Below are 25524 nucleotides of genomic sequence, written 5' to 3'. Positions count from 1 at the left end.
AATATTACGAAATATTTCCGACAGGAATGTGTCGGACGTGGAGACCAGGCGTTTGAAGATCCTACATAGCGAGTCCTCGAAGGGATGGGGCGGTCAAGAAATACGGACGTTGAAGGAGATGGTCGCGTTGCGCGAAAGCGGCCATACCGTCGAGCTGATTTGCCCGAGCGATGCGCGGCTCGGGCAACGTTGCGCCGAACTTGGGTTCGCCGTTCACCACGCGCGCATGCGCAGTGGCGGCGACATGCGATCCATTCTGGCCATCAAAGCGCTTCTGCGTCGCCGCGCCTTCGACGTGCTCAACACGCATAGTGGCCACGACAGTCTCGTTGCCGGCGCGGCGGGGCGGCTGGCGCGCACGCCGCTCATCGTGCGTACGCGGCATCTGGCATTGCCCATCTCGTCGCTCGCAACTTATACATGGCTTCCGCATCGCGTGATCGCCGTGAGTCATTACGTGCGCCGCTATCTGATTTCGGCGGGTGTTGCGGAGAAGCGCGTGCAGACTATTTACGATGGCATTCCGAAACCTCAGCATGTCTCGCATTCGACTTTGCGCGCGGAACTCGGTCTCGGTGAGGACGCATTCGTTGCGTGCATGGTCGCGATCATGCGCGACAAGAAGGGACATGAAGATCTTATTGCGGCAGTGCGCCCGCTCGTCGACACGCATCCCAACCTGCATGTTGTGATGGCGGGCGATGGTCCTTTGTTCGAACGCATCAAGGGAATCGTCGATAGCTTCGGCCTCGCCGATCGCATTCACCTGCTGGGCTTTCGCACCGATATCCCCAATATCTTTCGCGGTTCCGATCTATTCGTTCTTCCCACGCATCAAGAAGCGCTGGGCCAGGCTTTCATCGAAGCAATGGCGGCGGGCTTGCCGGTCATCGGCACGCATGTCGATGGCGTGCCGGAACTGATCGAAGACAACGTGAATGGACTGCTCGTGCCGCCGCACGATCCCGTTGCATTGCGTGCGGCGATTGTCCGCATGATCGACGATCCGGCGTTGCGCCAGCGTCTGCGCGACGAGAGCCTTCGCATCACCGAACGTGGCTTCACCATAAGCGATATGGCGGACGAAACGGCCAGTTTTTATCAGCGCGCATTGCACGAACGAGGTCATCGCAGATGAGCGCGAAGTATGCACGCGCCGTTCCCGTGCTGATGTACCACCACGTCAGCACATCGCCCGGCATGATCACAGTGACGCCCGATAACTTCGCCGCGCAAATGGACTACCTTGCGCGCGCGGGTTATCGCACCATCGGCGCGGCGCAACTCGCAGGTTTTCTGAGCGGCGAGGACGTGCCCGCGAAATCGTTTGTCATCACTTTCGACGATGGTTATCTCGACAACTGGGTGCACGCGCATCCGGTATTGAAGCGCCATGATTTTACGGCGCTGTGCTTTCTTGTCAGCAGTTGGCCCGGCGAAGGCGGCGTTCGTCCGAATGCATCGGACAACTTGGCAACGATGCCGAGATTGCTCGATCATCGTGCGGGGGAGCGCGCAATCGAAAATGGATACGCCGATGATGTGATCCTGCGCTGGTCCGAAATCGAAGCGATGCGTGAAGCCGGCACGTTCGAATTTCATAGCCATACGCATTCTCATGTGCGCTGGGATCAGGTTGCGGGTTCGCGCGACAAGAAACGCAAGGCGTTGCAGAACGATCTGAGCGCCGCGCGTGGCGCACTGCGCACGCGTCTCGGCGAAGTATCCGATCATCTGTGTTGGCCGCAAGGTTATTACGACGACGACTATCGGGAAGTCGCGTTGAATGCGGGATTCAGGCACTTCTACACATGCCACACCGGAACGAACGTCGGCGCGAATCCGCTGGATCGCGCTGCATCCGACGATACCGAACGCACGATCAAGCGGCTCGAAGTGCGCGACCGGCCGGCTTCGTGGCTGGCATCGCGTTTATGGGTGCATACGCGGCCCGCGATAAGCCGAGCTTATCTGAAGATCAAACGCTGATTCACTGCTGATGCGTTCGCACGAAAGCGGCGATCGCATCGTTCACTGCATCGGTCGCATCGCGATGCGGCGAGTGGCGGCACTGCGGGAGCTTGACGAGCTGCGCGTGCCCGACAGCCGCCGCGATCTTGTCGAGTTGCAGCATCGACGCATATTCGTCGTCCTGGCCTTGAATGGCGAGCAATGGCCGTTTGATCGACGATATTTGTTCCGTGATGTCCCAATGCAAGAACGCGGGATTCAGCCACGCATCGTTCCATCCGTAAAAGGCTGAATCCACATCGTCGTGATAAGCCTCGAGCTTTTCTCGGAACGACGTCGTTTCATACATTTCACGCGCCTTTGTGATGCCTTCCACGGTCATCGGTTCCACGAACAAATGCGGAGCGAGGACGGCGAGACCGGCAAGCGATTCGGGAAATGCTCGGGCGTAGAGCAGGGCGATCGTGCCGCCATCGCTATGCCCGACGAGCCACATGCGCGCACGTTCCCGTGCGTCGATGTGGAGCGCATCGAGCAATGCGGGCAATACTTTTTGCGCTTGCAGATGCAGAAACTCGACCGGCCACTTTTCTTCGGCGCGCCGTGGCGTGGATCGGCCATAACCTGGCCGCGAATAGACGAGTCCCCTGCAGTTCAGGCGATCGCAAAGCATTTGCGGCCAGCCTTTCCATAGCGCGATCGAGCCCAGTCCTTCATGCAGGAACACTGCGATAGGCGCATCGGCGCGCTCCGGATTCAGCCACTGATATTCGATGCGCACCGAGGAAGCGGCGCCATTCAGTTCGACGAAGCGCGTCGTGTCGATGCTTGCTGCAGGGTCGGTCATCTGTTTGCGAATGCTGAGCGTGAAGTACAAAGATTATCAGACGGCGCGCCTGCAGCTTTGAACCCGACTGGCGAATGCATCATTGGTCCTGCGCGATCTTTCAAAAAAAAATAAATTTATTTGTCTGCTTTTTTCTCTGGACAGCGCTGAACTTTTTCTGCGAAAGTTATTCGTAAGAATCTCGCTGCACTGCAACGCAGATGCGGCCCTTATTCGAATACTTGCGTGTGCAACTGTGGCGCGCCCGTTCTGGAGAGATCTGCATGAATCGACCGAAACGAATGCTTCTGGAAAACATTGCCTGGGCACGCGAGACCGCGCACGCTGACGCGCAATTTTTTCCGCGTCTCGCCCAAGGACAGAGCCCTAAAGTGCTGTGGATAGGCTGCGCGGATAGCCGCGTGCCCGCCGAGACTGTGACGAACGCCAATCCTGGCGACCTCTTCGTACATCGCAACATCGCTAACCTTTTTTCTCCATCCGATGACAACACGTTGAGCGTGCTCGAATACGCGGTGCGCGTTTTGAAGGTCGATCACGTAATCGTTTGCGGCCATTACGGATGCGGTGGCGTGCGCGCCTCGCTCCTGCCGAAATCGAGCGACCTGCCGCATGTGAATCGCCGGATCGCGCCGCTGTGCGCGCTGGGCGAACGGCATCGGCACGAACTCGATTCATTCGGCGAGCTCGACGCGCGCGCAAATCGACTCGCCGAACTGAACGTGCTCGAACAAGTGCGGCTTTTGCGAGAACACGCCATCGTGCGAGAGCACGACGTGCCGCCACGCGTTCATGGCTGGATCTTCGGCCTGCACGACGGGCTCATCAAAGTGCTCGCTTCGGGCTATGCCGAAGAGAGCGACAGTCGCGACATTGCGAGCGCGCAGGTCACATCGCTTCGGGCCGCCTAAGCCCGCTCATTTCTAACGATCGCTTATCGATGCGAGGTCGCTTTCGCGACATTCGCAGGACCCAACTCGTTCGAAAAAAACCATGAACTCGAATAACCGTCTAGCCACTTTTCCGCGAGACATGTTCGCGGGCACTGTCGTGTTTCTCGTCGCGATGCCCTTGTGTCTCGGCATCGCCAATGCATCCGGCGTGGAGCCGTTCGCCGGTCTGCTGTCGGGCATTATCGGCGGCCTCGTCGTCGCGTTGCTGAGTGGCTCGCAATTGAGCGTGAGCGGCCCTGCCGCGGGCTTGATCGTCATCGTCGTCGATGGCATCGCCGGGCTTGGCAGCTTCTCCGCGTTTCTGCTCGCGGTGCTGCTTTCAGGCGCGATTCAATTCGGCTTCGGCATGTTGAAAGCGGGGCGCTTCGCGGCCTATGTGCCTTCGTCGGTTATCAAAGGCATGCTCGCGGCTATTGGCCTATTGCTCGTCATCAAGCAGATTCCGCTTGCTGCGGGATTCGCGAATGCAGGCGCGCCTGCAGCGAACGGTCCGGGCATGCTCGACACGCCCTTCGGTCCGATATCCGCAGCGGCGTGCATTGTCGCCGTAGTCTCGCTTGCGATGCTCGCAGGCTGGGAAACACGCTCGATGCGTCGCTTTGCGCTCGTGCGCGCCGTGCCCGCGCCGCTCGCAGTGGTCGCGTTCGGCATCGGTGCGACTCTGCTGCTCGATCTGTTCGCGCCTGGCTTCGCACCGCCCGCGCAACATCGCGTCGCGCTGCCGTCGCTGGAGTCGTTCACCGCGTTCACGAATGCGCTCGAATTGCCGAACTTCTCGCAGTTCGCGAACCCCGATGTATGGCGGCTCGCATTCACGCTTGCTATCGTCGCAAGCCTCGAAACGCTGCTGAGCCTCGAAGCTGTCGAGCAACTCGATCCCAAGAAGCGCGCGGCGCATCCGGATCGCGAGCTGAAAGCGCAGGGCATCGGCAATATGATGGCAGGTGCGATTGGCGCGCTGCCGATAACTTCCGTCATCGTGCGCAGTTCGGCGAACGTGCATGCGGGCGCGCAGAGCCGATGGTCGTCGTTCATGCATGGCGCATTGCTACTCGTGAGCGTGTTCGCGCTGACGAGCGTCATCAACCTGATTCCGCTCGCCTGTCTCGCGGCGATCCTGATCTTCACGGGTCTCAAGCTCGCCAAGCCTTCGTTGTTCGCAGCGGTCGCGAAACAGGGCATCGAGCGCTTCGTGCCGTTCATCGCGACGATTGCCGGCGTGCTGTTGACCGATCTGCTGATGGGCATTTTGCTCGGCATTGCATGCAGTCTTCTGCTTGCCATGCGCGCGAACCTCAGCCGTCCCATTACGATTGCGCAGCACGACGATCACTATCTGGTGTCGTTCAGAAAAGACGTTTCATTTCTTGGCAAGGTCACGCTGAAACATCATCTGCGCACGATACCCGACGGCGCGACGGTGATCTTCGACGCTTCACGCGCGGACTATATCGACCCCGACGTGCGCGAGGAGATCGACAGGTTCGTGGCCGCGGCGGCTTCGCGCGACATGCATGTCGAATGCAGAAAGCTGCCGCATCCTCGCTCGCAAAGTGGTGCGCCCGCATTGCGAGGCAGATGGCTCGGCTTGCGCAGGCAGGAGATGTCGTCGGAGTAAGAAGAAGTCGAACGAGGCGTCTCGATGCACCAACCGTTGCGGGCGCCGTTCACGAGACGATCGAGATCGAGAATCCGTCCCACCCTTTGCTGCCGACCGTTTGAATCGCCGTGGACGTCACGTGGGTATCGGCTGCGAGCATGTCGAAGAACTTGCGCACGCCGATGACGTCCGGGTCGGCGCTGCCGACGTCCGCCACGCGGCCACTGCGGATCACGTTGTCCGCGACGATCACCGTGCCGGGCCGGCTCAGGCGCAACACGAGGCGCAAATAGGCGGGATAACTTTTCTTGTCGGCGTCGAGAAAGATGAAATCGAAAGGCGGAATGCCGTCGCGCACGAATGATTCGAGCGTATCCACAGCGTCGCCGACAATCACCGACGCAACGCCCGACAATCCGGCGCGTTCAATGTTCTTGCGCGCGACGGAAGCATGATGCTCGACGGCTTCGAGCGTGATGAGCGTACCGTCCGCAGGCAGGGCACGCGCGAGCCAGATCGTGCTGTAGCCGCCGAGCGTGCCGAGTTCGAGAATGCGTCGCGCGCCGCGCAACTGCGCGAGCATCTGCAGCAGCTTGCCCTGGTTTGGCGCGACGTTGATCGCAGGCAGCCCTTCGTCCGCGCTGGATTTCAATGCGGCTTCGAGTGCGGCGTCCGGCGTTTGCGTTCGATCGCACAGGTATTCGTCCATCGCCAGCCATTGCTGTTCGTTCATGGCATCTCCTTGCCGTTGCGGTTATCGCGTTCTATCGAACGATACAACACGAATGGAGCCCCGTACAAAACGCGTCTGCGCGATAAACAATTCAGATGACCTTGAAAGCAGTTCGCAATCAAGGTGACACATTTGCGCCGACTGTCTTGACGATACTGCGCGACTCGCGCCGCAACTCATGCCCGAGTTGATCGACGGTCAAGCGGATTGCGTCGATCAATGCACGCGCGGCCGGCGAGGGCGTGCCGCCTGCGCGCATCGTAAGCCCGATCTCGCGGCGCGTGGCTTGCAGCGGAATGTCCATTACGGTTAGCTGACCCGACTCGCATTCGTAGTGCAGTTGTTGTGCGGATACGGCAGCGAGCATGTCGGTATGCATCAGGAGCCCGCGAATGACCGCGAGATCGGCGGTCTCGACGGTCGGCATCGGCGGTTTCAGTTTCCATCGCTTGAACTGCGCTTCGAACATTCCGCGCGCGGGTGCCTGGCTACGCGGCAGAATCCATTGTGCAGCGATCAGGTCCTTGAGCGTCAGGGCACTTCGCGCTGCAAGCGGATGCCCGCGACGCGCAATCACGACGATATCTTCCGACATGAGGCGCTCATTGACGAGTCCGCTCGACGCATCGTTCTGACGCAACGCGCCGAGCACGAAATCGATATCGCCGGCGCGCAGTCCCGCGACCAGCGTTTCATACGAGCTCTCATCCGTCACGACGCGCACGCCCGGATATTGCGCGGCAACGCGCGCGATCGCGCCAGGCAGGATCAACGTTCTGCCGAGCGGCAGCGCGCCGACCGTGACATAACCTTGAATCGTGCCGCGCAGCGCCGCGAGATCATCAGGAATGTGGCGCAGTTCGTTCAGCGCGCGCCGCACATGCAGCACGAAAGTTTCGCCTTCGCTGGTGAGCAGCAACCCGCGCGGACTGCGATAAAACAGTTGCATGCCAGCGCCGGTCTCCATGATGCGGATCGCGCTGCTGACGGCCGGTTGACTGAGCCCCAACGTCTGCGCTGCGCTCGGCATGTGACGATGGCGCGCGAGTGCCGAGAACAACTGAAGCCGCCGTGTATTGAGCAGAAAGGCCGGGAGCGTGCCGCCTGTCGCGGTCCGACGCCGTGACTGGCGCGTGGCGCACCACTGCGCCAGTTCTTCGAGTTCGGCGAAGATGCGCTGGCAGCGCAACAGCACAGCGCGTCCCGCAGGCGTGGGCAACATGCCCGACGGACGACGCTCCAATAAAGTTTCCCCGACCGCCGCTTCGAGTTCCTGCAGCGAGCGTGTGACCGCCGATTGCGCGCGGAACAGTGCCGCTGCGGCGCGCGTGGCGCTGCCCGTTTGCGCGACGAGCCGAAATGCGCGCAGATACGCGAGATTGAGCAGTTCCCGATTGTCCATGTGAAGGTGCCCGATGCCATCAGTTTGATTTATCGCATCGTACAGGTTCGTGCGCTTCGCGCTCATTTTCCCCTAATTGTCGTCGCCGATCATGACGTCATGCATAGAGCGATGGATGTCATCGATTGATCGGAGGGTTGCGCCATGTATCAACATATCCTCGTCGCAGTGGGCCCGAGTTTCAGCGAAGCCGCTCTGTCGACCGCGATTGCGCGGGCGCGCGAAAACAACGCGCGTCTGACCGTGCTGCATGTGATCGAATCGTCGCCGTGGTGGGCGGGATGGCAGATGGAATGTCTATCGGACCTGCCCGCGCTCGTGAATCAGCTCGCGCTCTTGATTCGCGGCAGCAGCGAGAAGATGCTTCGGCGTGCGGGCATCGATGCGGACTGGCAAACGCGCACGTTGCCGCGAGACGGGCGCAGCGTCGGCCGCATCATCGCCGATGAAGCCAATCGCCTCGATGCGGATCTCGTCGTGCTCGGTGCAAGGAAGCGCGGCGTCTTCAGCTTCGGCATGGACCGTGTTCGTAACGTGGTGTGCCGCCATACGAATCGGGAAGTGCTGATCGCAACCGTATGCGTCGCTGATTCGGCGGACGTGATGGAAATTCGCGGCGCGGCGTTGCAAACGCATCACGCCTTATGCGTTTAAGCGACGGTATCGGAAACCGTTTCACCCACGCGTAGAGAAACGCGTGCTGCGATATGTCGCGGTACAACCAGAAGTGGCTGATCGACAACCCCTCGGAGAGCGTTGATAATCGCATCGCTTCAATTTTTGCGACGACTTCGTTCTAAGAGGGATAGGGAGTGCGTAGTTTCTGTTTGGGCCAGCGCCGTTGGAAATGGCTGGCTGTAGGTGTCGTGGCTGTGCTGGCGTTAGGCGCGCTAGCCGCAAGCGTCAATGTCATGCCTTCTGACGCGGCGGCAAATGTATCGATGGAAGCGGTCGCGTCGAGTCCGGTGCTCGCTTCGGATCCCTTGAAAGGGCTGTCTGTAGTCGATGCAATCGAGGTGATTCAGGCTCAGGCCAGTGCATCGTACGCTGCGAATCCCGCGATTGAACCCCACGATGGAAAGACGGCCGGCCCCGTCGTCCCGGATGGTTTCAGCTTCGATAGGGCACCGACACCCGCATCCACGACGGTGCCTTCCATTTGCTCCAAAGCCAAGCACATCATTTGTGTCGATAAGACGACTTTCACTGCAACGGTTTATAAAAATGGCATAGCGCAGTGGTCGTATTATGTGCGTCCCGGCGATGCCCGTGGTGCGCGATATGCCACAGGCGAAGGTCGCGGACGCATAGCTTTCAAGAGCCGCCATCACGTTTCAAAGGCCTATGGAACGCCCATGCCCTATGCGATGTTCATTGCATGGGACAAGGATCAAGACAAGCACTCCGGTCAGGCCTTCCACCTCTCATACGATTTTCAGAACCAAGGATATGAGGGCGCCAGCCATGGCTGCATGGGAGTAGGATCAGAGGCAGTCATGCAGCGACTGTGGGAGACAAGTCCTGTGGGCACGCAAGTGTATGTCTATCGCAGTTCCAAAGATCCTTCGGAAGCCGTGGCTGACGGATCGAGTCCCGGTTGAAAAAAAGGCCACGCTCAAGTGGCCTTTCGAGCCTATCGGCGCGGTATCACCCCGCGGGTCTGCGTAGCTCGAAGAAAGTCGAAGTCGACGCCTTTGTCCGCCTGGGTGACGGTGTCATAGAACAGCTTGCGATAACCGCGATCCGCAGTGGGAATCGTGACCGGCGATCCTTTAGCGCGCGCTGCGAGTTCTTCATCGCTGATGAGCAGACTGATCTCGCGTTTCGATACGCTCAGGCGAATGCGGTCGCCCGTTCGAACATGCGCGAGCGGACCGCCCACCGCCGCTTCAGGCGTCACGTGCAACACGATGGTGCCGAACGCAGTACCGCTCATGCGTCCATCCGAGATGCGGACGATATCCTTGACGCCCTTTACCGCGAGCTTGCGCGGGATAGGGATATAACCCGCTTCGGGCATGCCCGGCGCACCCTTCGGCCCGATGTTCTTAAGCACGAGGATATCGTCGGGCGTGACATCGAGATCATCCGAATCGATGCGTGCCGCGAGATCGGCGCCGTTCTCGAACACGACCGCGCGCCCTTCGTGTTCCATCAACTTCGCATTCGCCGCCGATTGCTTGATGATCGCGCCGCCCGGCGCGAGATTGCCGTCCAGCACCGCGATACCGCCTTGCGGATAGATCGGCTTGTCGAAGGGGCGCACGACATTCTGCGCGAAAGCGGGGCCCGCAGCATCGATCTCTTCGCCGAGCGTGCGGCCCGTCACCGTCAGCGCGTTCAGGTTCAATAGCGGCTTCAATTCGCGCAACAGCGTAGCCATGCCGCCGGCCTTGTGAAAGTCCTCCATGTAATGCGATCCGGACGGCTTCAGATCGACGAGCACGGGAGTCTCGCGTCCCATGCGATCGAGCGCTTGCAGATCGATGTCATAACCCATGCGTCCCGCGATCGCCGTGAGATGCACGATGCCGTTGGTCGAGCCGCCTATCGCGAGCAGCACGCGCATTGCGTTCTCGAATGCTTGAGCCGTGAGGATCCTGTCGATGGTGAGATTCTCGCGCGCCATCTGCACGGCCTGCGTGCCAGTGAGCTCGGCGACGCGCATACGATCCGACGTCACCGCAGGCGGCGAGGCGCCGCCTGGCACGGTCATGCCGAGCGCTTCGGCGATGCACGCCATCGTGCTCGCCGTGCCCATCACGGAACATGTCCCCACGCTCGCGACGAGTTGATTGTTCACCACTGCGATTTCCGCTTCGTCGATCTCCTCCGCGCGAAAGCGGCCCCAATAGCGCCGGCAATCGGTGCATGCGCCGACGCGCTCGCCGCGATGGGCTCCCGTAAGCATCGAGCCGGTGATGAGTTGAATCGCGGGAATGCCCGCCGATGCCGCGCCCATCAACTGCGCGGGCACGGTCTTGTCGCATCCGCCGATCAGCACGACCGCGTCCATCGGTTGCGCGCGGATCATCTCTTCGGTGTCGATCGACATCAGATTGCGCAGATACATGCTCGTCGGTTGCGAGAACGATTCGGCGATCGATATGGTCGGGAAATCCATCGGCAAGCCGCCCGCGAGCATCACGCCGCGTTTGACGGCTTCGATGAGTTGCGGCGCATTGCCATGACACGGGTTATACGCGCTGCCCGTATCGACGATGCCGATGACGGGCCGATCGAGCGCACTATCGGTATAACCCGCGCCCTTGATAAACGCCTTGCGCAGAAAAAGCGAGAAGCCATTGTCGCCATAGCTCGTCAGCGATTTGCGCAGGCCGCTCGGTTGCGCGGGTTCGTCATCGGACTTTTTCTTGAACGTGTCGGTCATGGTCGCCCTGCCGTGTGATAAGCGTTGAACGTCTCCGTGCCTCGATTATCACCGGTTTATCGTCGGGCGATCACGAATCAACCGTCGATCGTTTCGTGCACGCCTTGTTCGCCGCGTTTCCAGTAAGCCGAAGCGCGAATGCGTTTCTTGTCGATGCCGCGTTCGTCGCATAGCAGCTTGCGCACTTCGCGCATGAGCGTGGCTTCGCCCGCCGCCCACACATAGCCTTCGCCATCGGGCACATAGGTTTCGCGAAGGGCGAGCAGCAACGCGCCGCCGGGATGTGAGCTTTCGTTGCGATAACGCCATTGCGCGTACAGATCGGCGCGCGTGTCGAATTCGATACGCGCGGAAGGATCGGCCACTTCGATGAGCGTCGCGACGCGCGTGCCTTCGGGCAGTTCTTCGAGACGACGCGCGATGGCGGGCAGCGCGGTTTCATCGCCGATCATCAGATGCCAGTCGAAGTTAGTTGGGATGACGAACGAACCGCGCGGTCCACCGATACCGAGATGCTGACCGGGCGCGGCCTGCGCGGCCCAGGCCGTTGCGGGACCGGCTTCGTGGAGTGCAAATTCGATATCGAGCTTGCGCGCATCACGGTCGAAACGACGCGGCGTGAAATCGCGCGCAATCGGACGCGGTTTGGCCGGATCGAACTCGGGACCGTTCGGACCCGCTTGCGGCAGCGCGGGCAGGGTCTCGCCCGGCGCGGGGAAAAACAGCTTGACGTGATCGTCGAACGATGCGCTGACGAAATCGTCGAGCGAGTCACCCGTGAAGGTCACGCGCACGAAGTGCGGATTGAGCGCCTGGACGCGCGTGACTTTCAGCAGCCGAAACTTGAGCGCGTGGCGCACACGCGTGACTTCGAGATCGGGCCGGTCTTGCAGGATGGAATCGGTCATCGTCTTTGGCTCCTTACGCCTGCTTCGGCGCCGGGTTTTGTTCGATTTCGGCCGTCGCGCGCGCGAGGATCGCGGCGATGCGGCGTTGTTCTTCCTGCGATGCGTCGGTGCGCAAGAGCAGCGCCTTCTTCAGCGCGCGGCGAGCGGCGATCAGCTCGGGCGCCCAGCCGTTGTCGGCGGCGGCGTCGTCGACTTCTTCGCCCATGTACGCGCGGCGCACGAGATCCATCTTGCGGGCGAAATGCGTGAGCTTCGCGAGCATGATGTCCACGCGTTCGCGATTGGATGCGAGGTATTCGCGGCCCGCGTCGGAAAGGGCATAGCGCTTGCGGTTGCCTTCCAGCTCGACGGTCGTATAACCGAGCTCTTCGAGATAGGTGAGCGCCGGATAGACCATGCCGGGACTCGGCGCGTAGAAGCCGTTGGAGCGGTCTTCGAGCGCCTTGATGAGTTCATAACCATGACGCGGTGCTTCGGCGAGCATTGCGAGCAGCAACAGTTGCAAGTCGTCCGACGAGAACTTGCGGCCGCGCGGCATGCCGTCTTCGCCGCCGAGCCCGCCCATGCCACCCATGCCACCGGGGCCGCCGCCGAAGCGACCGCCGCCGCCATGGCGATGACGGCCGATCATTCCCCAACGTTCGAAAGCGAATCGTTCGTGCCCCTCTGGGGCGTCGAACGCAGAACCATCAAAGCCGAATGCGCGGAAACCGCCGTCACGCGCACGTTGAAAGCAGCGGGATTTCATAGGGAACACTCCAGATATGTCGTAAAACATATCTAAAGATATATATCGTAAGAGTGTCTGTCAAGAAGATCTTCTTAGGATCGATCGGCGGACGCGCGCATTTTGAACGCCGCATACAATGGCCCGCACTGTCTTTTGCACACATAAAACCATGAGCCATTTCCGTCCCGTCAAGCTGGAGCACGCCAGCCGCCTTATCAACCACGGTCCGACCGTTCTCGTCACCAGCGCGCACGGCGCGCGCCGCAACGTGATGGCCGCCGCCTGGTCGATGCCGGTGGAGTTCACGCCGCCGCGCATCGCCGTCGTGATCGACAAGCGCACCTACACGCGCGAGCTCGCCGCCGCGAGCGGCACGTTCGGCATCGTCGTGCCGGGTGCGGCGATGATCGATCTCACGTACGCCGTCGGCTCGACGAGCGGGCGCGAGATCGACAAGTTCGAGGCCTTCGGAATCGACATCGTGGAAGGGCCGGTGCTCGGTCTGCCGCTCATCGAAACGAATTGCGCGGCTTGGCTCGAATGCAGGCTGATCGACGAGAAGCACACGGAAGACGCCTACGACACCTGTTTTGCCGAAGTCGTCGCAGCCGCTGCCGATTCGCGCGTGTTCGTCGACGGCCACTGGATCATCGACGAATCGAATCAGCCGCTACACACGATTCACCATCTCGGCGCGGGGAAGTTCGTGCGCGCGTCGTCGATGGAGCAGGCGAAGCCGCTTGCGCGCTGACGCCGTCGATGCGCCCCTGGACACGGCAAGCAAACCTTGCCGCGCGGCAGAAACGGCATCGAATTATGGTATTAAGCACGTTGCATCCAATATTCAAAACCGTTCCATGCATTCGAGCTCCCAGGCCGCGCTCCTTTTGCTCGGCATCGTCATCATCCTGATCACGCCCGGACCGACCAACACACTGCTCGCGACCGCGGGCTTGCGTCGCGGCGTCAGGCGCGCCACGCCGCTCATGGCCGCCGAGCTCGCCGGCTACCTCATCGCAATTTCCGTCTGGGGCTATCTCGTCACGCACGCGGCCGGCTTTCTCACTTGGCTCCCGACATTTCTGCGCGTCGCGTGCAGCGTCTACATCGCCTATCTCGCCGTCCTGATGTGGCGCACCGCCGTCTCCCTGCCGACGTCCGCGCAAAAGACGGTCGGCATGCGCACCCTCTTCGTCACCACATTGCTCAATCCAAAGGCGATGCTCTTCGCGAGCGCGATCTTTCCGGCCAGCGCCTTCGGCAATGCCGTCGTTTACCTTCAGACGATGTCGATCTTCGCCGCCGCGCTGATTCCGATCGGCTTTCTGTGGATCACCTTCGGCGCGGCGCTCGGCACCGGGCGTCTCGCGTGGCTGAGTCCCGATCGCGTTCAGCGCGGGGCATCGATCGTGCTGGCCACGTTCTCCATCGCGCTTGCGTGGACGGCGCTTCACTGAAGCGATAAAACGAACAGCGAAATCTGGAGACTGAATGACCTCTCATCGGCGCGATCCCCTCGACAAGAAAGCTCCGCACGAGCCGCTCACCTCCTACTACGCCGACGAATCGAAAAGGCGCGTCTGGCTGCGCGGCATCTTCGACCGCACCGCATCCGACTACGACGCGATCGAACGCGTGATGGCGCTCGGTTCCGGTTCGTGGTATCGAAATCGCGCGCTGCGATCGGCGGGACTCGCGCGCGGCATGCGCGTGCTCGATGTCGGCATGGGAACGGGGCTCGTCACGAGGGAAGCGGTCGCGATCACCGGCGATCCGGCGCTCGTGACCGGCGTCGATCCGAGTCCGGGCATGGTCGGCGAGGCGCATCTGCCGATCGGCGTGCAAACGCGCATCGGCACGGCGGAAGATCTGCCGTGCGAGAACGCCGCCTACGACTTTCTGAGCATGGGCTTCGCGCTGCGTCATGTAAGCGATCTTTCGAAGGCCTTCGACGAATACTTCCGCGTGCTCGCGCCCGGCGGACGGCTCTGCGTGCTGGAAATCACGCGGCCCGGGCATGGTATCGGCATCGCTGCGCTGAAGTTCTATATGCGCGGCGTCGTGCCGACGATCGCGCGCATCGTCGGCAAGAAAGGGGAAAGCGTCGAGTTGATGCGCTATTACTGGGACACGATCGAGGCCTGCGTGCCGCCCGCCGATGTGATCGCCGCGATCGAGCGCGCCGGTTTCATCGACGTGCGCCGCGACGTCGAGCTCGGCATCTTTTCCGCTTATTGCGCGACGAAACCGGCGCGCTGAGCGGCGTCGAGAATCACCGCAGCGCGGCCGCTCAGCAGCAGCCGGCCTGCGCAGTGAACGGTGAAGCGGTAGAGCACGGTGTTGTCGTCGCCGCCCATGCGTTGGGCTTCGATATCGAGCGGGGCGTCGAGCGTGTCGAGCCGGTCGATGTGCGTTTGCACGCCACGCACGCTGGTCAGCATCCCGACGCGCGGTCTCGCTTCGTTCGATGCGACGAGCGCGCCATGCGCCGCCATCGCCTGCGCCGCGTATTCGATGCCGCATACCGACGCGAGACGTCCCTTCGAGCGCAAAGGATTATCCGGCGAAACATGACTCGTCGCGGTGCAGCGGATGCGCTTTGCATCCCACGCGACGACGCCATCCAGCAGACACATGGAGCCGCTATGCGGAATGCGCGCGGCGATCCAGTCGCGGCCGAACATCATGACGGCTCGACGCTCACGGCGAGCTGCGTGCCGTCGAGATAATCCAGCACGACGTTCGCCGCCCGCCGATGCGCCAGCGCGTCGAGCAACGGCAGCGCGCGCGCGGCGGGATTCGACAGGCGCAGCGCTTCGAGATCGGCATCGGCGAAAGCGGAAGCGTCCTCGTCCGACAGATGCGCTTCGATGCGCCCGAGCGTCCGCTCGCTCTCATGCGGCGCGAGCACCAGCGCGACGCCGAACGCATCGACGATGGGACGCACTTGGCGCAACGGCTCGGGATAGTCCGTGTCGTAGGCGACGAGCAGCGTCGCGGCGCCATCGACGCTCACTTGCGCGAGGCTTTCCAGCAAGCCGGCCGCGAAGCTGCCGTCGTACGCGCACAGCACATTCGACGCGGCCATCGCGCGCGTCGCGATGCTCCAGTAGCCCGCGGGCGCGTTGTGGACCGAGTTGTGGAAGCGCGTCGGCGAGAGCTGCGGTTCGGCGCTCGCGAGGGTTTCGCAGATCGCGTGGAAATTCCCGCCATCGCCGCCGGATGCCGCGAACACGGCAGCGAGCGTCGCGGCGTCGCGGCCGATCTGCGCGACCGCTTCGTGCGCGGCAGCGAGCGCCGCGCCCACGACCGGCCCGGTGCGGCGGCGTTCGGCCGGCGGCAGACCGGCGGGCGCGGGCAGCACGGTTTGAGCGGCGTCGCGAACGGCGCGCTGCGTCAGCACGTCGGCGGCATGGGGCCAGCCGGCCAGGCCCGGACCAATCACGCCGATGCCTTCGATAAATGCACGCAATGGAGTCATGCCGATGCCGCTCCCTTGCGTCCGAACACGAGACTGCAGTTCGTCCCGCCGAAGCCGAACGAGTTCGACAGCACAGCCCGCAACGGCGCGGCGCGCGTCGTCAGCACGTAGTCGAGGCCGAGCGCCGGGTCCGGCTCGGTGGTATTGGCGCCTGCGGGAATCATCTGGTGCTGCAGCGTCAGCGCGGCGATCACCGCTTCGAGCGCGCCGGCCGCGCCGAGCGTATGCCCCGTCGCGCCCTTGGTCGAGCTGCACGGCACGCGCGCGAACAGGCTCGTAAGAGCGCGGCTTTCGGCGGCGTCGTTGCTGGGCGTCGCCGTGCCGTGCAGATTCACGTAGCCGATGTCGCTCGCATCGAGACCGGCGCTGGCGAGCGCCTGTTCCATCGCGATGCGCGCGCCGAGTCCCTCCGGATGCGGCGACGACATGTGATACGCATCGCTCGATTCGCCGATGCCGAGCAGGCGGATCGCGTCGTCATCGGCGGGATCGGCCAAATCGCGTTCGAGCAGCGCGAACGCCGCCGCCTCCCCGATCGAAATGCCGTCGCGCTTCACGTCGAACGGCTTGCACGGACCCGGCGCGAGCAGTTCCAGCGAATTGAAACCGTAGAGCGTCGTGAGACAGAGCGTATCGACGCCGCCGACGATGGCCACATCGATCACGCCGCTTTCGAGCATGCGCCGCGCCGACCCAAACACCTTCGCGCCCGACGAACACGCCGACGACACCGACGCCGCCGGCCCGCGCAGCCCGAAATAGGCGCGCACGAAAGCGGCGAGCGAATAGGGGTTGTGCGTGTTGGCGTAATTGAAATCGGCGGGCAGCGCGCCCGTCCGGGTGTCGCGACGCCGGTAGGCGAGTTCGGTTTCGAGGATGCCCGCCGTGCTCGTGCCCATGAACACGCCGACGCGCTCCAAGCCGTAACGCGCGATCGCTTCGCGGACGCGGTCGTCGAACCCGTCCTGCGTCATCGCGAGTTGCGCGAGCCGGTTGTTGCGGCAGTCGAACGCGGCGAGATCCGCGGGCACCGGCGCATCCTCGATGCCCGCGACGCGGCCCGTATAAGTGGCAAGCGCGGCGCCCTCGAAGTCGCACGGCGCGAGTCCGCTGCGTGCGTCCGAGAGCGCGGCGAGCGTCGCGTCGAGCCCGCGGCCCGCGCAACTCGTCGCGGTGAAATGCGTAAGCAGAAGAGGATTCACTACGGGCTCGTTTCCCTTGAGTCGGGAGCGTTCGAAAACGATGAATTGTAACAAACGAGGCCTTTCGGACGATCCCGCCAATCAGCCGACGGGACGCGCAATCAACAGACGATTGGCGTCGTGCGCGCCGTGGCCCATCTGACGGATGGAGACCGCGAATCGCAGATCGCCGAGCAGCGCGAGCCATTGCGCCTCGCTGCGGACCGTCAGACCGTTCGCGCGCCCCGAACGCGCGATCTGCATGCCGAAATCGATGGCGCGATCGAGGCGCGCGTGCCAGCCCGCGGCGGCATCGCTGACGCGCAGCAGGAGCACGCCGTTCGCCGCGAGGCTGGCGCGCGCGCGGCGGAGGATCGACACCTGCGCGTCGGCATCGACGTAATGGAGCACATCGCAGGCGACGACGACATCGGCATCGGGAAACGGCGCCGCGCGAATGTCGTCGCACACGAATCGGATGCGCGCCTCGTGCGCCTGCAACGCGATGCGCGCCCAGGCGACGTCGCGCGGCGTCAGATCGATGCCGTGAATCGAGCGCGGCACGGGCGGCGCGGGCCAGCGCGCGGGCCACGCACGCTGGGCGTGTTCGCGATGCCACGCGTGCGCGCCGACGAGGCACGCGGCGAGCAAGCCCTGGCCGCTGCCGAGATCCAGGATGCGCGCGCCATCCGGAATCAGGCCGTGCGCGAGGATATGGGCGAAGAACGGATCGCGACGCAGCTTGGCCGATGCGAAGTGCCACGCGAACCGGCCCGCCGCGCGGTAGGGGCGGCTGGCGGTTTCGATGAGCGCGGCGGGCAGCATTCGGGCGAGGGTGAGTTCACGTATGCAACGGCCCCTGACGGGTCAGCCCTCGACTATAGATTCAATCTTTCGAAAGCGCCGGAGATCGTTGAACATGTTCGAGTCTGAACACGTTGTTTTTTTCCGCATCGCGACGAAGCACATCCGCGCGCGGATCGATCGTTGCGCGAAGATTTCGGCCCTCACAGACCGTCTGCGCTCGCGGGATTCTCGAAGTGATCGACGCAAAAGAACCTGACGTTTATTCCGTTTCGCGACGCGTCAAGTGCAAGTTGCACGCGGTTTTCGACGGTCCTGCTAACGGCGGTCGTTGCTTGCTCGACTGCCGCGTCTATATCCGCTTGCGCGGCCCGTTTTTGCGTGGCCAGCATCCTGAGCGAGCTTCGCAGATGCAAGAGATCCGCCTCGGCTCTTGCGAGATATCCGTGACTTTGATGCAAGCGTTCAATGATGCTGTCGAGCTCAGGCGTCGCTTCAAGTATGGCGACGGCTTTTGCGTCGAGCAAAGACCACAGCCTCGCTTCGGCGACGGCATCCGGATTCTGAACCACGTTGCCTCGAGTGCGAAGGGGCACTGGAAATCGTGATGCTTCTTGCGCTGGCACCTTTCATTCTCCTGTTTCGGTTTTGGCTTCGAAAAATTCGCTGACTGAAGGTCTTCGCTCAAATAGGACGTTGTCTATCGATCGTTCTTGGATGTTTAGAATTGCGAAGATTTAACAAAGCGAAGCGTGACACGCTACGGCACACAAATTGGTATCTCATACATCAGATACTTCGGGTTGACGGAGAAAACGCTGCTGGATACCGTGTTGTCAATATTAAATAGGTATGTTGACGATTCGATATTCGGGAGGCATTTTTGGAGCGTCAGGAATTTGGGCCGCAGGTCATTCGAACGGTGATGTGGAAGATCGTGCCGTTCGCGTTCATTCTTTACTTCTTCAACTATCTCGACCGGGTGAATGTCGGTTTCGCGGCCCTGCAAATGAATCGGGAGTTGGACATTTCCCCGACCCAGTTCGGCACGATCGCATCGATGTTTTTTGCGTCGTATCTGCTGTGCCAGATTCCGGCCAACTTCGCGCTTCAGCGCATGGGCGCGCGCCGCTGGATCAGCTTCATCGTCATAGTGTGGGGCGCGGTTACAGCACTGACATTCTTTGCCCAGACTGCGACCCACGTCGCGATCGCGCGCCTGCTGCTCGGCGTGTTCGAAGCGGGTTTCTTCCCCGGCATGATCTTCTATCTCGCCTGCTGGTTCCCTGCTCGCGAGCGAGCCAAGGTCACGTCGTTTTTCATGATGGCGATTGCCTTTTCCTCGGTCGTCGCGGGGCCGATGTCCGGCTGGATCGTCGAGCACGTCCACATGGCCGGGTATGGCGGCTGGCGCTGGCTATTCGCGATCGAAGGCGTGCCGACCATTCTGCTGGGCGGTCTGGCTTTCTTCATTCTGGTCGACGCGCCTGCGGATGCCAAATGGCTGAACAAGGATCAAAGAGCGTGGCTCGTAGCGGAGTTGCAGCGGGAAAGAAGCGCGCAGGGCGCCGACGAACAGCCGACGCTGAAGATGGTGTTGGGCAATTCGACGATCTGGAAACTGGCGCTCTCATACATGCTGATTCAAGCGGCCTCGCAAGCATCGAATTACTGGCTTCCGGGGCAGGTGAAGGGATTCGCGGCGTCCCTGACCGATACGCAAACCGGGCTCATCATGGCGCTGCCGTATGTCTGCGCGATGATATCGATGCCGCTTTGGGGCGCGCACTCGGACCGCACGGGCGAGCGCAAATGGCACGCCGCGCTACCGATGCTGCTTGCGGGTGTCGGCTTCTTCGTCATCGCGAGCGTTCCGTCCATGTCGCTTCGCATGGCTGGCATGGCGTTGTTTGGCGTTGGCATTCTGAGTTTCTACGGCCCGTATTGGGCCATTCCCCCTGCAATGCTGTCCCCGGCCGGTCTCGCGTTGAGCATCGCTTTTATCAACTCGTGTTCCAGTCTCGGCGGCTTTCTCGCGAACCAGGCGCTCGGACATGTCTCTCAGGCTTACGGATCATATGGCGTGTTCATGGTCGAGGCGGCTTTGTGCGTCGCCGCGTTCTGTGTGCTGGTCACGATGAGCATTCCTCGCCAGACACCGAAGGTCGGTCCGTCGGCGCAAACCGCGAACGCCTGACATCGTCGCATCGGGCTCCATCGAAGTCTCTCTGGAATATTGATCAATGAAAATAACGAACGTCGAAATATTCGATTGTGAAGTCAGCCGAACCGATCCGCGCATGGCGCGCTTCAATCCGGTCCTTATCCGTATCAATACCGATGAAGGAATCAGCGGCATCGGCGAAGTCGGCCTGGCCTATGGTGCGGGCGCAAAGGCGGGCGTCGGCATCGTGCGCGACCTGGCCCCGCGCATCATCGGCAAAGATCCGATGAAGGTCGAAGCGATCTGGGAAAACCTGTTCCGCGCAACGTTTTGGGGCATGGGCGGCGGAAACGTCTTCTACGCGGGCATGAGCGCGATCGATATCGCGCTGTGGGACATTCGCGGCAAAGCCCTGCGCGCGCCGGTCTATCAGTTGCTCGGCGGCAAGACAAACGAGCGGTTGCGCGCCTATGCCAGTCAACTTCAGTTCGGTTGGAGCGACACGCATCAAATGCTCACACGCCCCGAGCAGTACGCCGACGCAGCACGCAAAGCCGTCTCGCAGGGTTATACGGCGATCAAGGTCGACCCGTTGCAAGTCGACCGCAACGGCGGCCCGCCGCTCGATTGGGAAGTCAACCAGAACTACTTCGGGCTGTTACGAGCGGACCAGTTGCGCATGGGTGAGGAACGGATCGCGGCCATGCGCGAAGCTGTCGGGCCGGACGTCGACATCATCATCGAAGCGCATGCGCTGCTTGGGGTCAACGCAGCAATCCAGTTCGCGCGGACTGTCGAGCCGTACAACATCCTGTTCTATGAAGAGCCGGTTCATCCGCTCAACATGGACAACATGGCGATGGTCGCGCGCAATACGTCAATCCCGATCGCAACCGGCGAACGCTGCTATACGCGTTGGGGTTATCGCGATCTGTTCGAAAAACAGGCTGTGGCCGTGATACAGCCGGACATTTGCCTTTGCGGCGGACTGACGGAGGCGAAGAAAATCTGTGACTATGCAAACCTGTACGACGCGACGATGCAGGCGCATATCTGCGGCGGGCCGGTCTCGACTGCGGCAGCGCTCCACCTCGAAGCCGCGGTACCGAACTTCATCATTCACGAGCATCACACGCACAGCCTGAAGGATTGCGTGCGCGAGTTGTGCATTCACGACTATCAACCCGAGCGCGGCGACTTCTCAGTCCCGGATTTGCCGGGGCTTGGGCAAGAACTGAACGATGACGTCGTGAAGCGGTATCACGCCTTCACGATCGAATAAGCGCACCACGCGCCCGGCTTTACTGCATTCGCGCGATGTCTGTCAACAGACGTCGCGTGCGCTCCGTGAAGCCACAGTTGATGTGTTCTGCAAGAATGATGCAGGCTCCGTCGACATCATTTTCGACCAGCGCGCGGGTGACTGCACGATGCTCGTCAATCGATTTATTGATGTACTCGCGCGAGAACGTCAGGCGATTGCGCATCGCCAATACCTTCGTGCTTATCGTCGAGTAGCAATCGATCAGATAAGGGTTGTCCGAATGCCTGACGAGAATCTGATGAAACTCATGATCGAGCGCGCGATACGTTGCCAACTCGAACGTTGCGTGCAAGGCGCGTGCAGCGTCGAGGTTCCGGTTCAGTTCTTCCATGAGGCGGGCAGCGTTCTCGCGCATGGCGGAGCGAATGGCGGCCTGTTCGAGCGTAATGCGTAGCGTACTGATGTCGCAGATGTTCTTGTCCGTCAGCGAGAACACATACGTTCCCGACCGCGCTTTTATCTCGACGAGGCCGGCAATGCTCAATCGAAGGAGCGCTTCACGGACGGGCGTTTTGCTCAAGCCAAAAAGGTCGGACAGCCTGGATTCCGTGACTTGTTCCCCAAACTCCAGTTCTCCATTGACGATCAACTGTCGTAGCCGCTCCTCGGTGATCTCCGCCAGTGACTTCGGTGCATCAAAAGCAATTCGTTCAAGCCCTCTCACAGTCACCCCTTATCTTCGTCATCCGACATATTGTTTACGGAAAAAGACACATCGCTTCGGATCCAAGCATACTTTGCGACTGTGGCTTTTCTCTTCCGGAAGATTCTTATTTGCAATCCGAAACAATAGTGTGCGCGGAGTGAATGGGGTGCTCACCAGAATCGAGCGGAGGGGCCGCGCCGTCTATCCGACGATCGCCTCGCGCAATGTGACGGTGACAAGCCCGCGATCCGCCGCCGCGCGCAACACGGTGTCGAGCGCGGCGAGCACGATGGGCGCGCCGTTTGCGTCCCTTGCGGCGTGGCCATCGTGGACGAGCAGAATGTCGCGCGCAGCGAATCCGTTCAGCAAACGTCGCGAAACGAGCGATGCGTCGCCGGTGCGCGTATCGAAACCGCGCCGCGTCCAGCTGGCGAGCTGCAGGCCGAGCGCGCACAGCACCGGTTCGAGAAACGGATTGCGCAAGCCCGCTGGCGCGCGAAAGAAAAGGGGCCGCGTGCCTACGATTTCCTCGAACGTGGCTTGCGCAGCGTCGATCTCGCGCCGCAACGCGCCCGGTCCCATCAGCGAAAAATTATGCCGATGCCGCTGGCTGTGATTCTCGACGGCATGTCCACGCGCGACGATTTCCCGAACGATGTTCGGATAGGCGCGCGCCCGCTCGCCGATGCAGAAGAACGTCGCCCGTGCCCGATGCGCGTCGAGCAGATCGAGCACGCGCGGCGTCACGTCGGGATCGGGGCCATCGTCGATGGTGATGGCGATGCACGCACCCGCCGATTCGGGGAGCGTCGTCCAGTTGTGGCCGAGCAGGGCGCTTCGCGGCCAGAGTCCCGCCGCCGTCAGCGCGAGATGCGACGCGATCACGCCGCCCGCCGCCCACGGCCACGTCGCGGGCGCGACGATCAGCGATGCCAGCGCGCCCGCGTGCACAGCCGCCGCGCCGCCGATCAAGGGCGTCGGCGTCCAGCGGCGCGGCTCGCCGGGCGCGTTCATCGCGACAATCCCGAACGCGGCGCGAGAATCGCCGAGAACAGCAGCGCCAGAATCGCGCCGGGACCGACCGTCAACCCGAAGGTCTTGAGCATCGGCACGTTCGACAGCGCGAGCAGCCCGAAGCCGAGCACGGTCGCGAGATTCGCGATCACGAGCGAGACGAGCGTCTGCGGCGAAACCGCGTCGTTTTCGGCGTACGCGCGATAGTTGAAGAAGAGCGCGTAATTCGAGCCGACCGCGACAATCAGCAGCATGCCGATCAGATGCAGGATCGTCAGCGACTTGCCCGCGAGCGCGAGGCTCGCGATCACGACGATCACCGCCGCGACGAGCGGCGCCAGCGTGCGCGCCGCGCGCACCGGTGAGCGCAGCGCGAGCACCAGCAGCACGACGATCGCGGCGAATCCGCCGAGCGACAGGCGAATGTCCTCGTGCACGTAGTTCCGGTAGAGGCGATCGGCTTCCGCTTTCATGTCGACGAAAAGCGCGTCCGGCACGCGCGCCGCCGCGACCGCCGCGCGAATTTGGTGCACCTGCACGTCCGAGCCTTCGGCCGCGCGCAAAGGCAGCATCGCGGTCCAGCGGCCGTCGCGTTCGGTGAGAAGCGAATCGACGGCGAGCGCCATCGACGTGCCGCGCAGATCGGCGCGTCGCAAGAGCGGCTGCGCGCGCGCGGCTTCGACATCGGCGATGAAAGGCTCGAAAACCTCGGGCTTCACCTGGATCGTCTGATTGCGCAAAGCGGGCGCGAGACGCGCGCGCAAGGTATCGGCATCCGGCAGGCTCGCGATGCGCGCGCGCTGCGCGGCGTCGCTCGGCAGATACGTCGCCGGGCTTTCGAAACCGGCGATCACGCGGGCATCGACGAGCGGCTGCAATTGCCGCGCGACGGCTTCCGCGCGCTCGAGCGCGGCCTGCTCGCTCGCCGCCGACACCACGACGAGATAGCGCACGTCCGGCGCGCCGACATCCGCGCGCAGGCGTTCGTCGAGATCCTGGCTCGCCTTCGGAACCGGGCTGAGCGACGACAACTCCTGGCTCCACAAGCCGTGCCGCTGCATGAGCAGCGTCGCGAGCGCGGCGAAAAGCAGCACCGCGAGCGCCACGCGCAAGTGCGACGCGCGCGCGGCGAAACGCGCGAGCACATTGCCGAGGCGCGAGACATCGCGAATCGCGAAGCCTTGCGGCAGCAGATGCGGCAGCACGAAGCGCGTGACGATGCCCGCCGTCGACAAACCGACGATCGAATACAGCCCAAGCTGCACGAGGCCCGGAAAGCCGGAGAAGAGCATCGAGGCGAAGCCGCAGATCGACGTCAGCACGCCGAGACGGATCGTCGGCCAGAAGCCCGCGACCCAGTCCTTCAGCGATTCGCGCCGTTGAACGCCCGCCGATTGCACGAAGAGATAGATCGAATAGTCGACCGCCTCGCCGATGAGCGTCGTGCCGAAACCGAGCGTCAGACCGTGGACCGTGCCGAACGCGAGGCTCACGGCGGCCACGCCCGCCGCGACGCCGGAAAGCACCGGCATCAGGCCGAGCAAGAGCGTCGGCACCGACCGATACACCGCGAGCAGCAGCACGACGATCAGCACGATGCTCGCCGCCGACAGCCAGCGCACGTCGCGCATGATCGTGTCGCGCGATTCGACGGCGATGACGCCCGGCCCCGTCAGCAGCAGGCGAAAAGGCGTCGCGCCCGGCGCGGCCTTGTCGAACGCGGCGCGGATCGCGGCCATCGCGCTCGCTTGCTCGTCGGTGTCGGAACCGGGGCTCGCGGTCTGCGCCAGCAACACGGCGCGCTGGCCGTCGCGCGATGCCCACACGCCGCCGTGCATCGCGGGCTGCGCGCCGCTGTCGAGACGGCTGACGAGCGCGGTGACTTCGCCGGTCGGATCGTGCGGCAGCAAGTCCTTCGTCATCATGCCCGCGGAAGAGGCGAGCAGGTCGAGACTGTCGGCGAGCGCGTCTTTCAGGCGGGATTCGCTGAAGCGCTCGGGCGTAACCGATGGACTCAGCCGATAGCGATGCTCGAACACGAAGCGCTCGTCGCGCGCCTGTCCGACCGGCTCGCCGTTGTTGATCGCCGAAAAGCGCTTGTCCTCGCGCAGCGTCGCCGCGATTTTGCGCGAGAGTTCGGCGCGCGCATTAGCATCGCCGCCCTCGATGCCGACGAGAATCAGGCGCGACACGAGCCCGTCGCGCAACTGCTCGACGAGCACGCGCTGCTGCTCGCTCGGCGTGCGCGGAAGGAAAGCGGAGAGATCGGCGGAAAAGCTCGCGCGCGCGATGATCGCCGCGCACGCCGCGAGAAAGCACAGCCAGACGATGACCGCCGGCTGACGCAAGGACCGCGAGACCGCGCGCATGCCGCG

At 62.5% G+C, this 25524-nt stretch carries 25 protein-coding genes; 11 read left to right on the top strand and 14 right to left on the bottom strand.

The window, feature by feature from the left end:
• The first annotated feature begins 52 nt into the window (after positions 1-52).
• Together NCR93_RS22060 and NCR93_RS22055 are read left to right on the top strand one after the other, a co-directional pair.
• On the top strand, positions 53-1138 hold the full coding sequence (locus NCR93_RS22060; protein WP_175981077.1) for a glycosyltransferase: 1086 nt from the start codon (positions 53-55) through the stop codon (positions 1136-1138).
• The gene (locus NCR93_RS22055; RefSeq protein WP_175981075.1) at positions 1135-1989 is read left to right on the top strand and encodes a polysaccharide deacetylase family protein; all 855 of its coding nucleotides are present in this window, start codon (positions 1135-1137) and stop codon (positions 1987-1989) included. The genes NCR93_RS22060 and NCR93_RS22055 overlap by 4 nt, the downstream gene beginning before the upstream one ends.
• Position 1990: 1 nt before the next feature.
• On the opposite strand, the gene NCR93_RS22050 is transcribed toward NCR93_RS22055, so the two are convergent.
• Entirely contained in the window at positions 1991-2818 is an 828-nt protein-coding gene (locus tag NCR93_RS22050; RefSeq protein ID WP_081851882.1) for an alpha/beta fold hydrolase, read from the bottom strand.
• A gap of 263 nt (positions 2819-3081) precedes the next feature.
• On the opposite strand from NCR93_RS22050, the gene NCR93_RS22045 reads away from it, so the two are divergent.
• Positions 3082-3729, top strand: a complete 648-nt coding sequence (locus NCR93_RS22045; RefSeq protein WP_175981073.1) for a carbonic anhydrase — start codon at positions 3082-3084, stop codon at positions 3727-3729.
• Between the two features lie 82 nt (positions 3730-3811).
• Positions 3812-5389: a SulP family inorganic anion transporter gene (locus NCR93_RS22040; protein ID WP_175981071.1), complete on the top strand. Its 1578-nt coding sequence runs from the start codon at positions 3812-3814 to the stop codon at positions 5387-5389.
• Between the two features lie 49 nt (positions 5390-5438).
• Here NCR93_RS22040 and NCR93_RS22035 read toward each other — a convergent pair whose 3' ends face one another.
• Positions 5439-6104, bottom strand: coding sequence for an O-methyltransferase (locus NCR93_RS22035; RefSeq protein ID WP_008348315.1), 666 nt, complete (start codon positions 6102-6104; stop codon positions 5439-5441).
• Positions 6105-6222: 118 nt separating this feature from the next.
• Positions 6223-7506: a LysR family transcriptional regulator gene (locus NCR93_RS22030; protein WP_175981069.1), complete on the bottom strand. Its 1284-nt coding sequence runs from the start codon at positions 7504-7506 to the stop codon at positions 6223-6225.
• Between the two features lie 144 nt (positions 7507-7650).
• Here NCR93_RS22030 and NCR93_RS22025 point away from each other — a divergent pair, with 144 nt between their 5' ends.
• Together NCR93_RS22025 and NCR93_RS22020 are read left to right on the top strand one after the other, a co-directional pair.
• A complete protein-coding gene (locus NCR93_RS22025) occupies positions 7651-8160 on the top strand; it encodes a universal stress protein (RefSeq protein WP_250532284.1) in 510 nt (169 codons plus the stop codon).
• A gap of 158 nt (positions 8161-8318) precedes the next feature.
• Positions 8319-9107 carry a L,D-transpeptidase gene (locus NCR93_RS22020; protein ID WP_175981064.1) on the top strand — a complete coding sequence of 263 codons (789 nt, stop codon included), beginning with the start codon at positions 8319-8321 and terminating at the stop codon, positions 9105-9107.
• A gap of 32 nt (positions 9108-9139) precedes the next feature.
• Here the strand turns inward: NCR93_RS22020 and NCR93_RS22015 are convergent, their stop codons facing one another.
• The 3 genes from NCR93_RS22015 to NCR93_RS22005 form a co-directional block, all read right to left on the bottom strand.
• On the bottom strand, positions 9140-10897 hold the full coding sequence (locus NCR93_RS22015; RefSeq protein ID WP_175981062.1) for an IlvD/Edd family dehydratase: 1758 nt from the start codon (positions 10895-10897) through the stop codon (positions 9140-9142).
• A gap of 77 nt (positions 10898-10974) precedes the next feature.
• A complete protein-coding gene (locus NCR93_RS22010; protein WP_175981060.1) occupies positions 10975-11805 on the bottom strand; it encodes a siderophore-interacting protein in 831 nt (276 codons plus the stop codon).
• A gap of 13 nt (positions 11806-11818) precedes the next feature.
• On the bottom strand, positions 11819-12583 hold the full coding sequence (locus tag NCR93_RS22005) for a PadR family transcriptional regulator (RefSeq protein ID WP_249798675.1): 765 nt from the start codon (positions 12581-12583) through the stop codon (positions 11819-11821).
• Between the two features lie 121 nt (positions 12584-12704).
• Here NCR93_RS22005 and NCR93_RS22000 point away from each other — a divergent pair, with 121 nt between their 5' ends.
• From NCR93_RS22000 to NCR93_RS21990, 3 genes are all read left to right on the top strand, one after another.
• On the top strand, positions 12705-13286 hold the full coding sequence (locus NCR93_RS22000) for a flavin reductase family protein (RefSeq protein WP_008348308.1): 582 nt from the start codon (positions 12705-12707) through the stop codon (positions 13284-13286).
• Between the two features lie 106 nt (positions 13287-13392).
• Entirely contained in the window at positions 13393-13992 is a 600-nt protein-coding gene (locus tag NCR93_RS21995) for a LysE family translocator (protein WP_175981056.1), read from the top strand.
• 34 nt (positions 13993-14026) lie between these two features.
• Complete coding sequence (locus NCR93_RS21990) at positions 14027-14794, top strand: class I SAM-dependent methyltransferase (RefSeq protein ID WP_175981054.1); 768 nt, start codon at positions 14027-14029, stop codon at positions 14792-14794.
• Here NCR93_RS21990 and NCR93_RS21985 read toward each other — a convergent pair.
• The 5 genes from NCR93_RS21985 to NCR93_RS21965 form a co-directional block, all read right to left on the bottom strand.
• The gene (locus tag NCR93_RS21985) at positions 14767-15219 is read right to left on the bottom strand and encodes an ApeP family dehydratase (protein ID WP_175981262.1); all 453 of its coding nucleotides are present in this window, start codon (positions 15217-15219) and stop codon (positions 14767-14769) included. The genes NCR93_RS21990 and NCR93_RS21985 overlap by 28 nt on opposite strands.
• Positions 15219-16016, bottom strand: coding sequence for a beta-ketoacyl synthase chain length factor (locus NCR93_RS21980; protein WP_250532283.1), 798 nt, complete (start codon positions 16014-16016; stop codon positions 15219-15221). The genes NCR93_RS21985 and NCR93_RS21980 overlap by 1 nt, the downstream gene beginning before the upstream one ends.
• Positions 16013-17218, bottom strand: a complete 1206-nt coding sequence (locus NCR93_RS21975; RefSeq protein WP_033536216.1) for a beta-ketoacyl-[acyl-carrier-protein] synthase family protein — start codon at positions 17216-17218, stop codon at positions 16013-16015. The genes NCR93_RS21980 and NCR93_RS21975 overlap by 4 nt, the downstream gene beginning before the upstream one ends.
• 81 nt (positions 17219-17299) lie before the next feature.
• Complete coding sequence (locus tag NCR93_RS21970; protein WP_175981051.1) at positions 17300-18022, bottom strand: class I SAM-dependent methyltransferase; 723 nt, start codon at positions 18020-18022, stop codon at positions 17300-17302.
• A 182-nt stretch (positions 18023-18204) separates the two neighbouring features.
• Entirely contained in the window at positions 18205-18573 is a 369-nt protein-coding gene (locus NCR93_RS21965; RefSeq protein WP_175981049.1) for a hypothetical protein, read from the bottom strand.
• A 353-nt stretch (positions 18574-18926) separates the two neighbouring features.
• Here NCR93_RS21965 and NCR93_RS21960 point away from each other — a divergent pair, with 353 nt between their 5' ends.
• Positions 18927-20198, top strand: coding sequence for an MFS transporter (locus tag NCR93_RS21960; protein ID WP_175981047.1), 1272 nt, complete (start codon positions 18927-18929; stop codon positions 20196-20198).
• A gap of 46 nt (positions 20199-20244) precedes the next feature.
• Positions 20245-21447, top strand: coding sequence for a mandelate racemase/muconate lactonizing enzyme family protein (locus NCR93_RS21955; RefSeq protein WP_175981046.1), 1203 nt, complete (start codon positions 20245-20247; stop codon positions 21445-21447).
• Positions 21448-21466: 19 nt separating this feature from the next.
• Here NCR93_RS21955 and NCR93_RS21950 read toward each other — a convergent pair whose 3' ends face one another.
• The 3 genes from NCR93_RS21950 to NCR93_RS21940 all read right to left on the bottom strand — a co-directional run bounded on the left by NCR93_RS21950 (position 21467) and on the right by NCR93_RS21940 (position 25518).
• Positions 21467-22153, bottom strand: coding sequence for a GntR family transcriptional regulator (locus NCR93_RS21950; protein WP_175981043.1), 687 nt, complete (start codon positions 22151-22153; stop codon positions 21467-21469).
• Between the two features lie 183 nt (positions 22154-22336).
• The gene (locus NCR93_RS21945; RefSeq protein ID WP_175981041.1) at positions 22337-23149 is read right to left on the bottom strand and encodes a polysaccharide deacetylase family protein; all 813 of its coding nucleotides are present in this window, start codon (positions 23147-23149) and stop codon (positions 22337-22339) included.
• On the bottom strand, positions 23146-25518 hold the full coding sequence (locus NCR93_RS21940) for an MMPL family transporter (protein ID WP_175981039.1): 2373 nt from the start codon (positions 25516-25518) through the stop codon (positions 23146-23148). Before NCR93_RS21940 ends, NCR93_RS21945 begins: the two co-directional genes overlap by 4 nt.
• Positions 25519-25524: the final 6 nt, after the last annotated feature.

Source organism: Caballeronia sp. ATUFL_F1_KS39 (assembly GCF_023630985.1).
Lineage (GTDB): Bacteria > Pseudomonadota > Gammaproteobacteria > Burkholderiales > Burkholderiaceae > Caballeronia > Caballeronia zhejiangensis.
Note: the sequence above shows the minus strand (reverse complement) of the source record. Positions and strands in the feature narration are given on the sequence as shown.

Coding starts and splice junctions, on each gene's coding strand:
- NCR93_RS22055 (WP_175981075.1), top strand. CDS start 1,135: ATGAGCGCGAAGTATGCACGCGCCGTTCCCGTGCTGATGTACCACCAC.
- NCR93_RS22050 (WP_081851882.1), bottom strand. CDS start 2,818: ATGACCGACCCTGCAGCAAGCATCGACACGACGCGCTTCGTCGAACTG.
- NCR93_RS22045 (WP_175981073.1), top strand. CDS start 3,082: ATGAATCGACCGAAACGAATGCTTCTGGAAAACATTGCCTGGGCACGC.
- NCR93_RS22040 (WP_175981071.1), top strand. CDS start 3,812: ATGAACTCGAATAACCGTCTAGCCACTTTTCCGCGAGACATGTTCGCG.
- NCR93_RS22035 (WP_008348315.1), bottom strand. CDS start 6,104: ATGAACGAACAGCAATGGCTGGCGATGGACGAATACCTGTGCGATCGA.
- NCR93_RS22030 (WP_175981069.1), bottom strand. CDS start 7,506: ATGGACAATCGGGAACTGCTCAATCTCGCGTATCTGCGCGCATTTCGG.
- NCR93_RS22025 (WP_250532284.1), top strand. CDS start 7,651: ATGTATCAACATATCCTCGTCGCAGTGGGCCCGAGTTTCAGCGAAGCC.
- NCR93_RS22015 (WP_175981062.1), bottom strand. CDS start 10,897: ATGACCGACACGTTCAAGAAAAAGTCCGATGACGAACCCGCGCAACCG.
- NCR93_RS22010 (WP_175981060.1), bottom strand. CDS start 11,805: ATGACCGATTCCATCCTGCAAGACCGGCCCGATCTCGAAGTCACGCGT.
- NCR93_RS22005 (WP_249798675.1), bottom strand. CDS start 12,583: ATGTTTTACGACATATCTGGAGTGTTCCCTATGAAATCCCGCTGCTTT.
- NCR93_RS22000 (WP_008348308.1), top strand. CDS start 12,705: ATGAGCCATTTCCGTCCCGTCAAGCTGGAGCACGCCAGCCGCCTTATC.
- NCR93_RS21995 (WP_175981056.1), top strand. CDS start 13,393: ATGCATTCGAGCTCCCAGGCCGCGCTCCTTTTGCTCGGCATCGTCATC.
- NCR93_RS21990 (WP_175981054.1), top strand. CDS start 14,027: ATGACCTCTCATCGGCGCGATCCCCTCGACAAGAAAGCTCCGCACGAG.
- NCR93_RS21985 (WP_175981262.1), bottom strand. CDS start 15,219: ATGTTCGGCCGCGACTGGATCGCCGCGCGCATTCCGCATAGCGGCTCC.
- NCR93_RS21980 (WP_250532283.1), bottom strand. CDS start 16,016: ATGACTCCATTGCGTGCATTTATCGAAGGCATCGGCGTGATTGGTCCG.
- NCR93_RS21970 (WP_175981051.1), bottom strand. CDS start 18,022: ATGCTGCCCGCCGCGCTCATCGAAACCGCCAGCCGCCCCTACCGCGCG.
- NCR93_RS21960 (WP_175981047.1), top strand. CDS start 18,927: ATGTGGAAGATCGTGCCGTTCGCGTTCATTCTTTACTTCTTCAACTAT.
- NCR93_RS21955 (WP_175981046.1), top strand. CDS start 20,245: ATGAAAATAACGAACGTCGAAATATTCGATTGTGAAGTCAGCCGAACC.
- NCR93_RS21945 (WP_175981041.1), bottom strand. CDS start 23,149: ATGAACGCGCCCGGCGAGCCGCGCCGCTGGACGCCGACGCCCTTGATC.
- NCR93_RS21940 (WP_175981039.1), bottom strand. CDS start 25,518: ATGCGCGCGGTCTCGCGGTCCTTGCGTCAGCCGGCGGTCATCGTCTGG.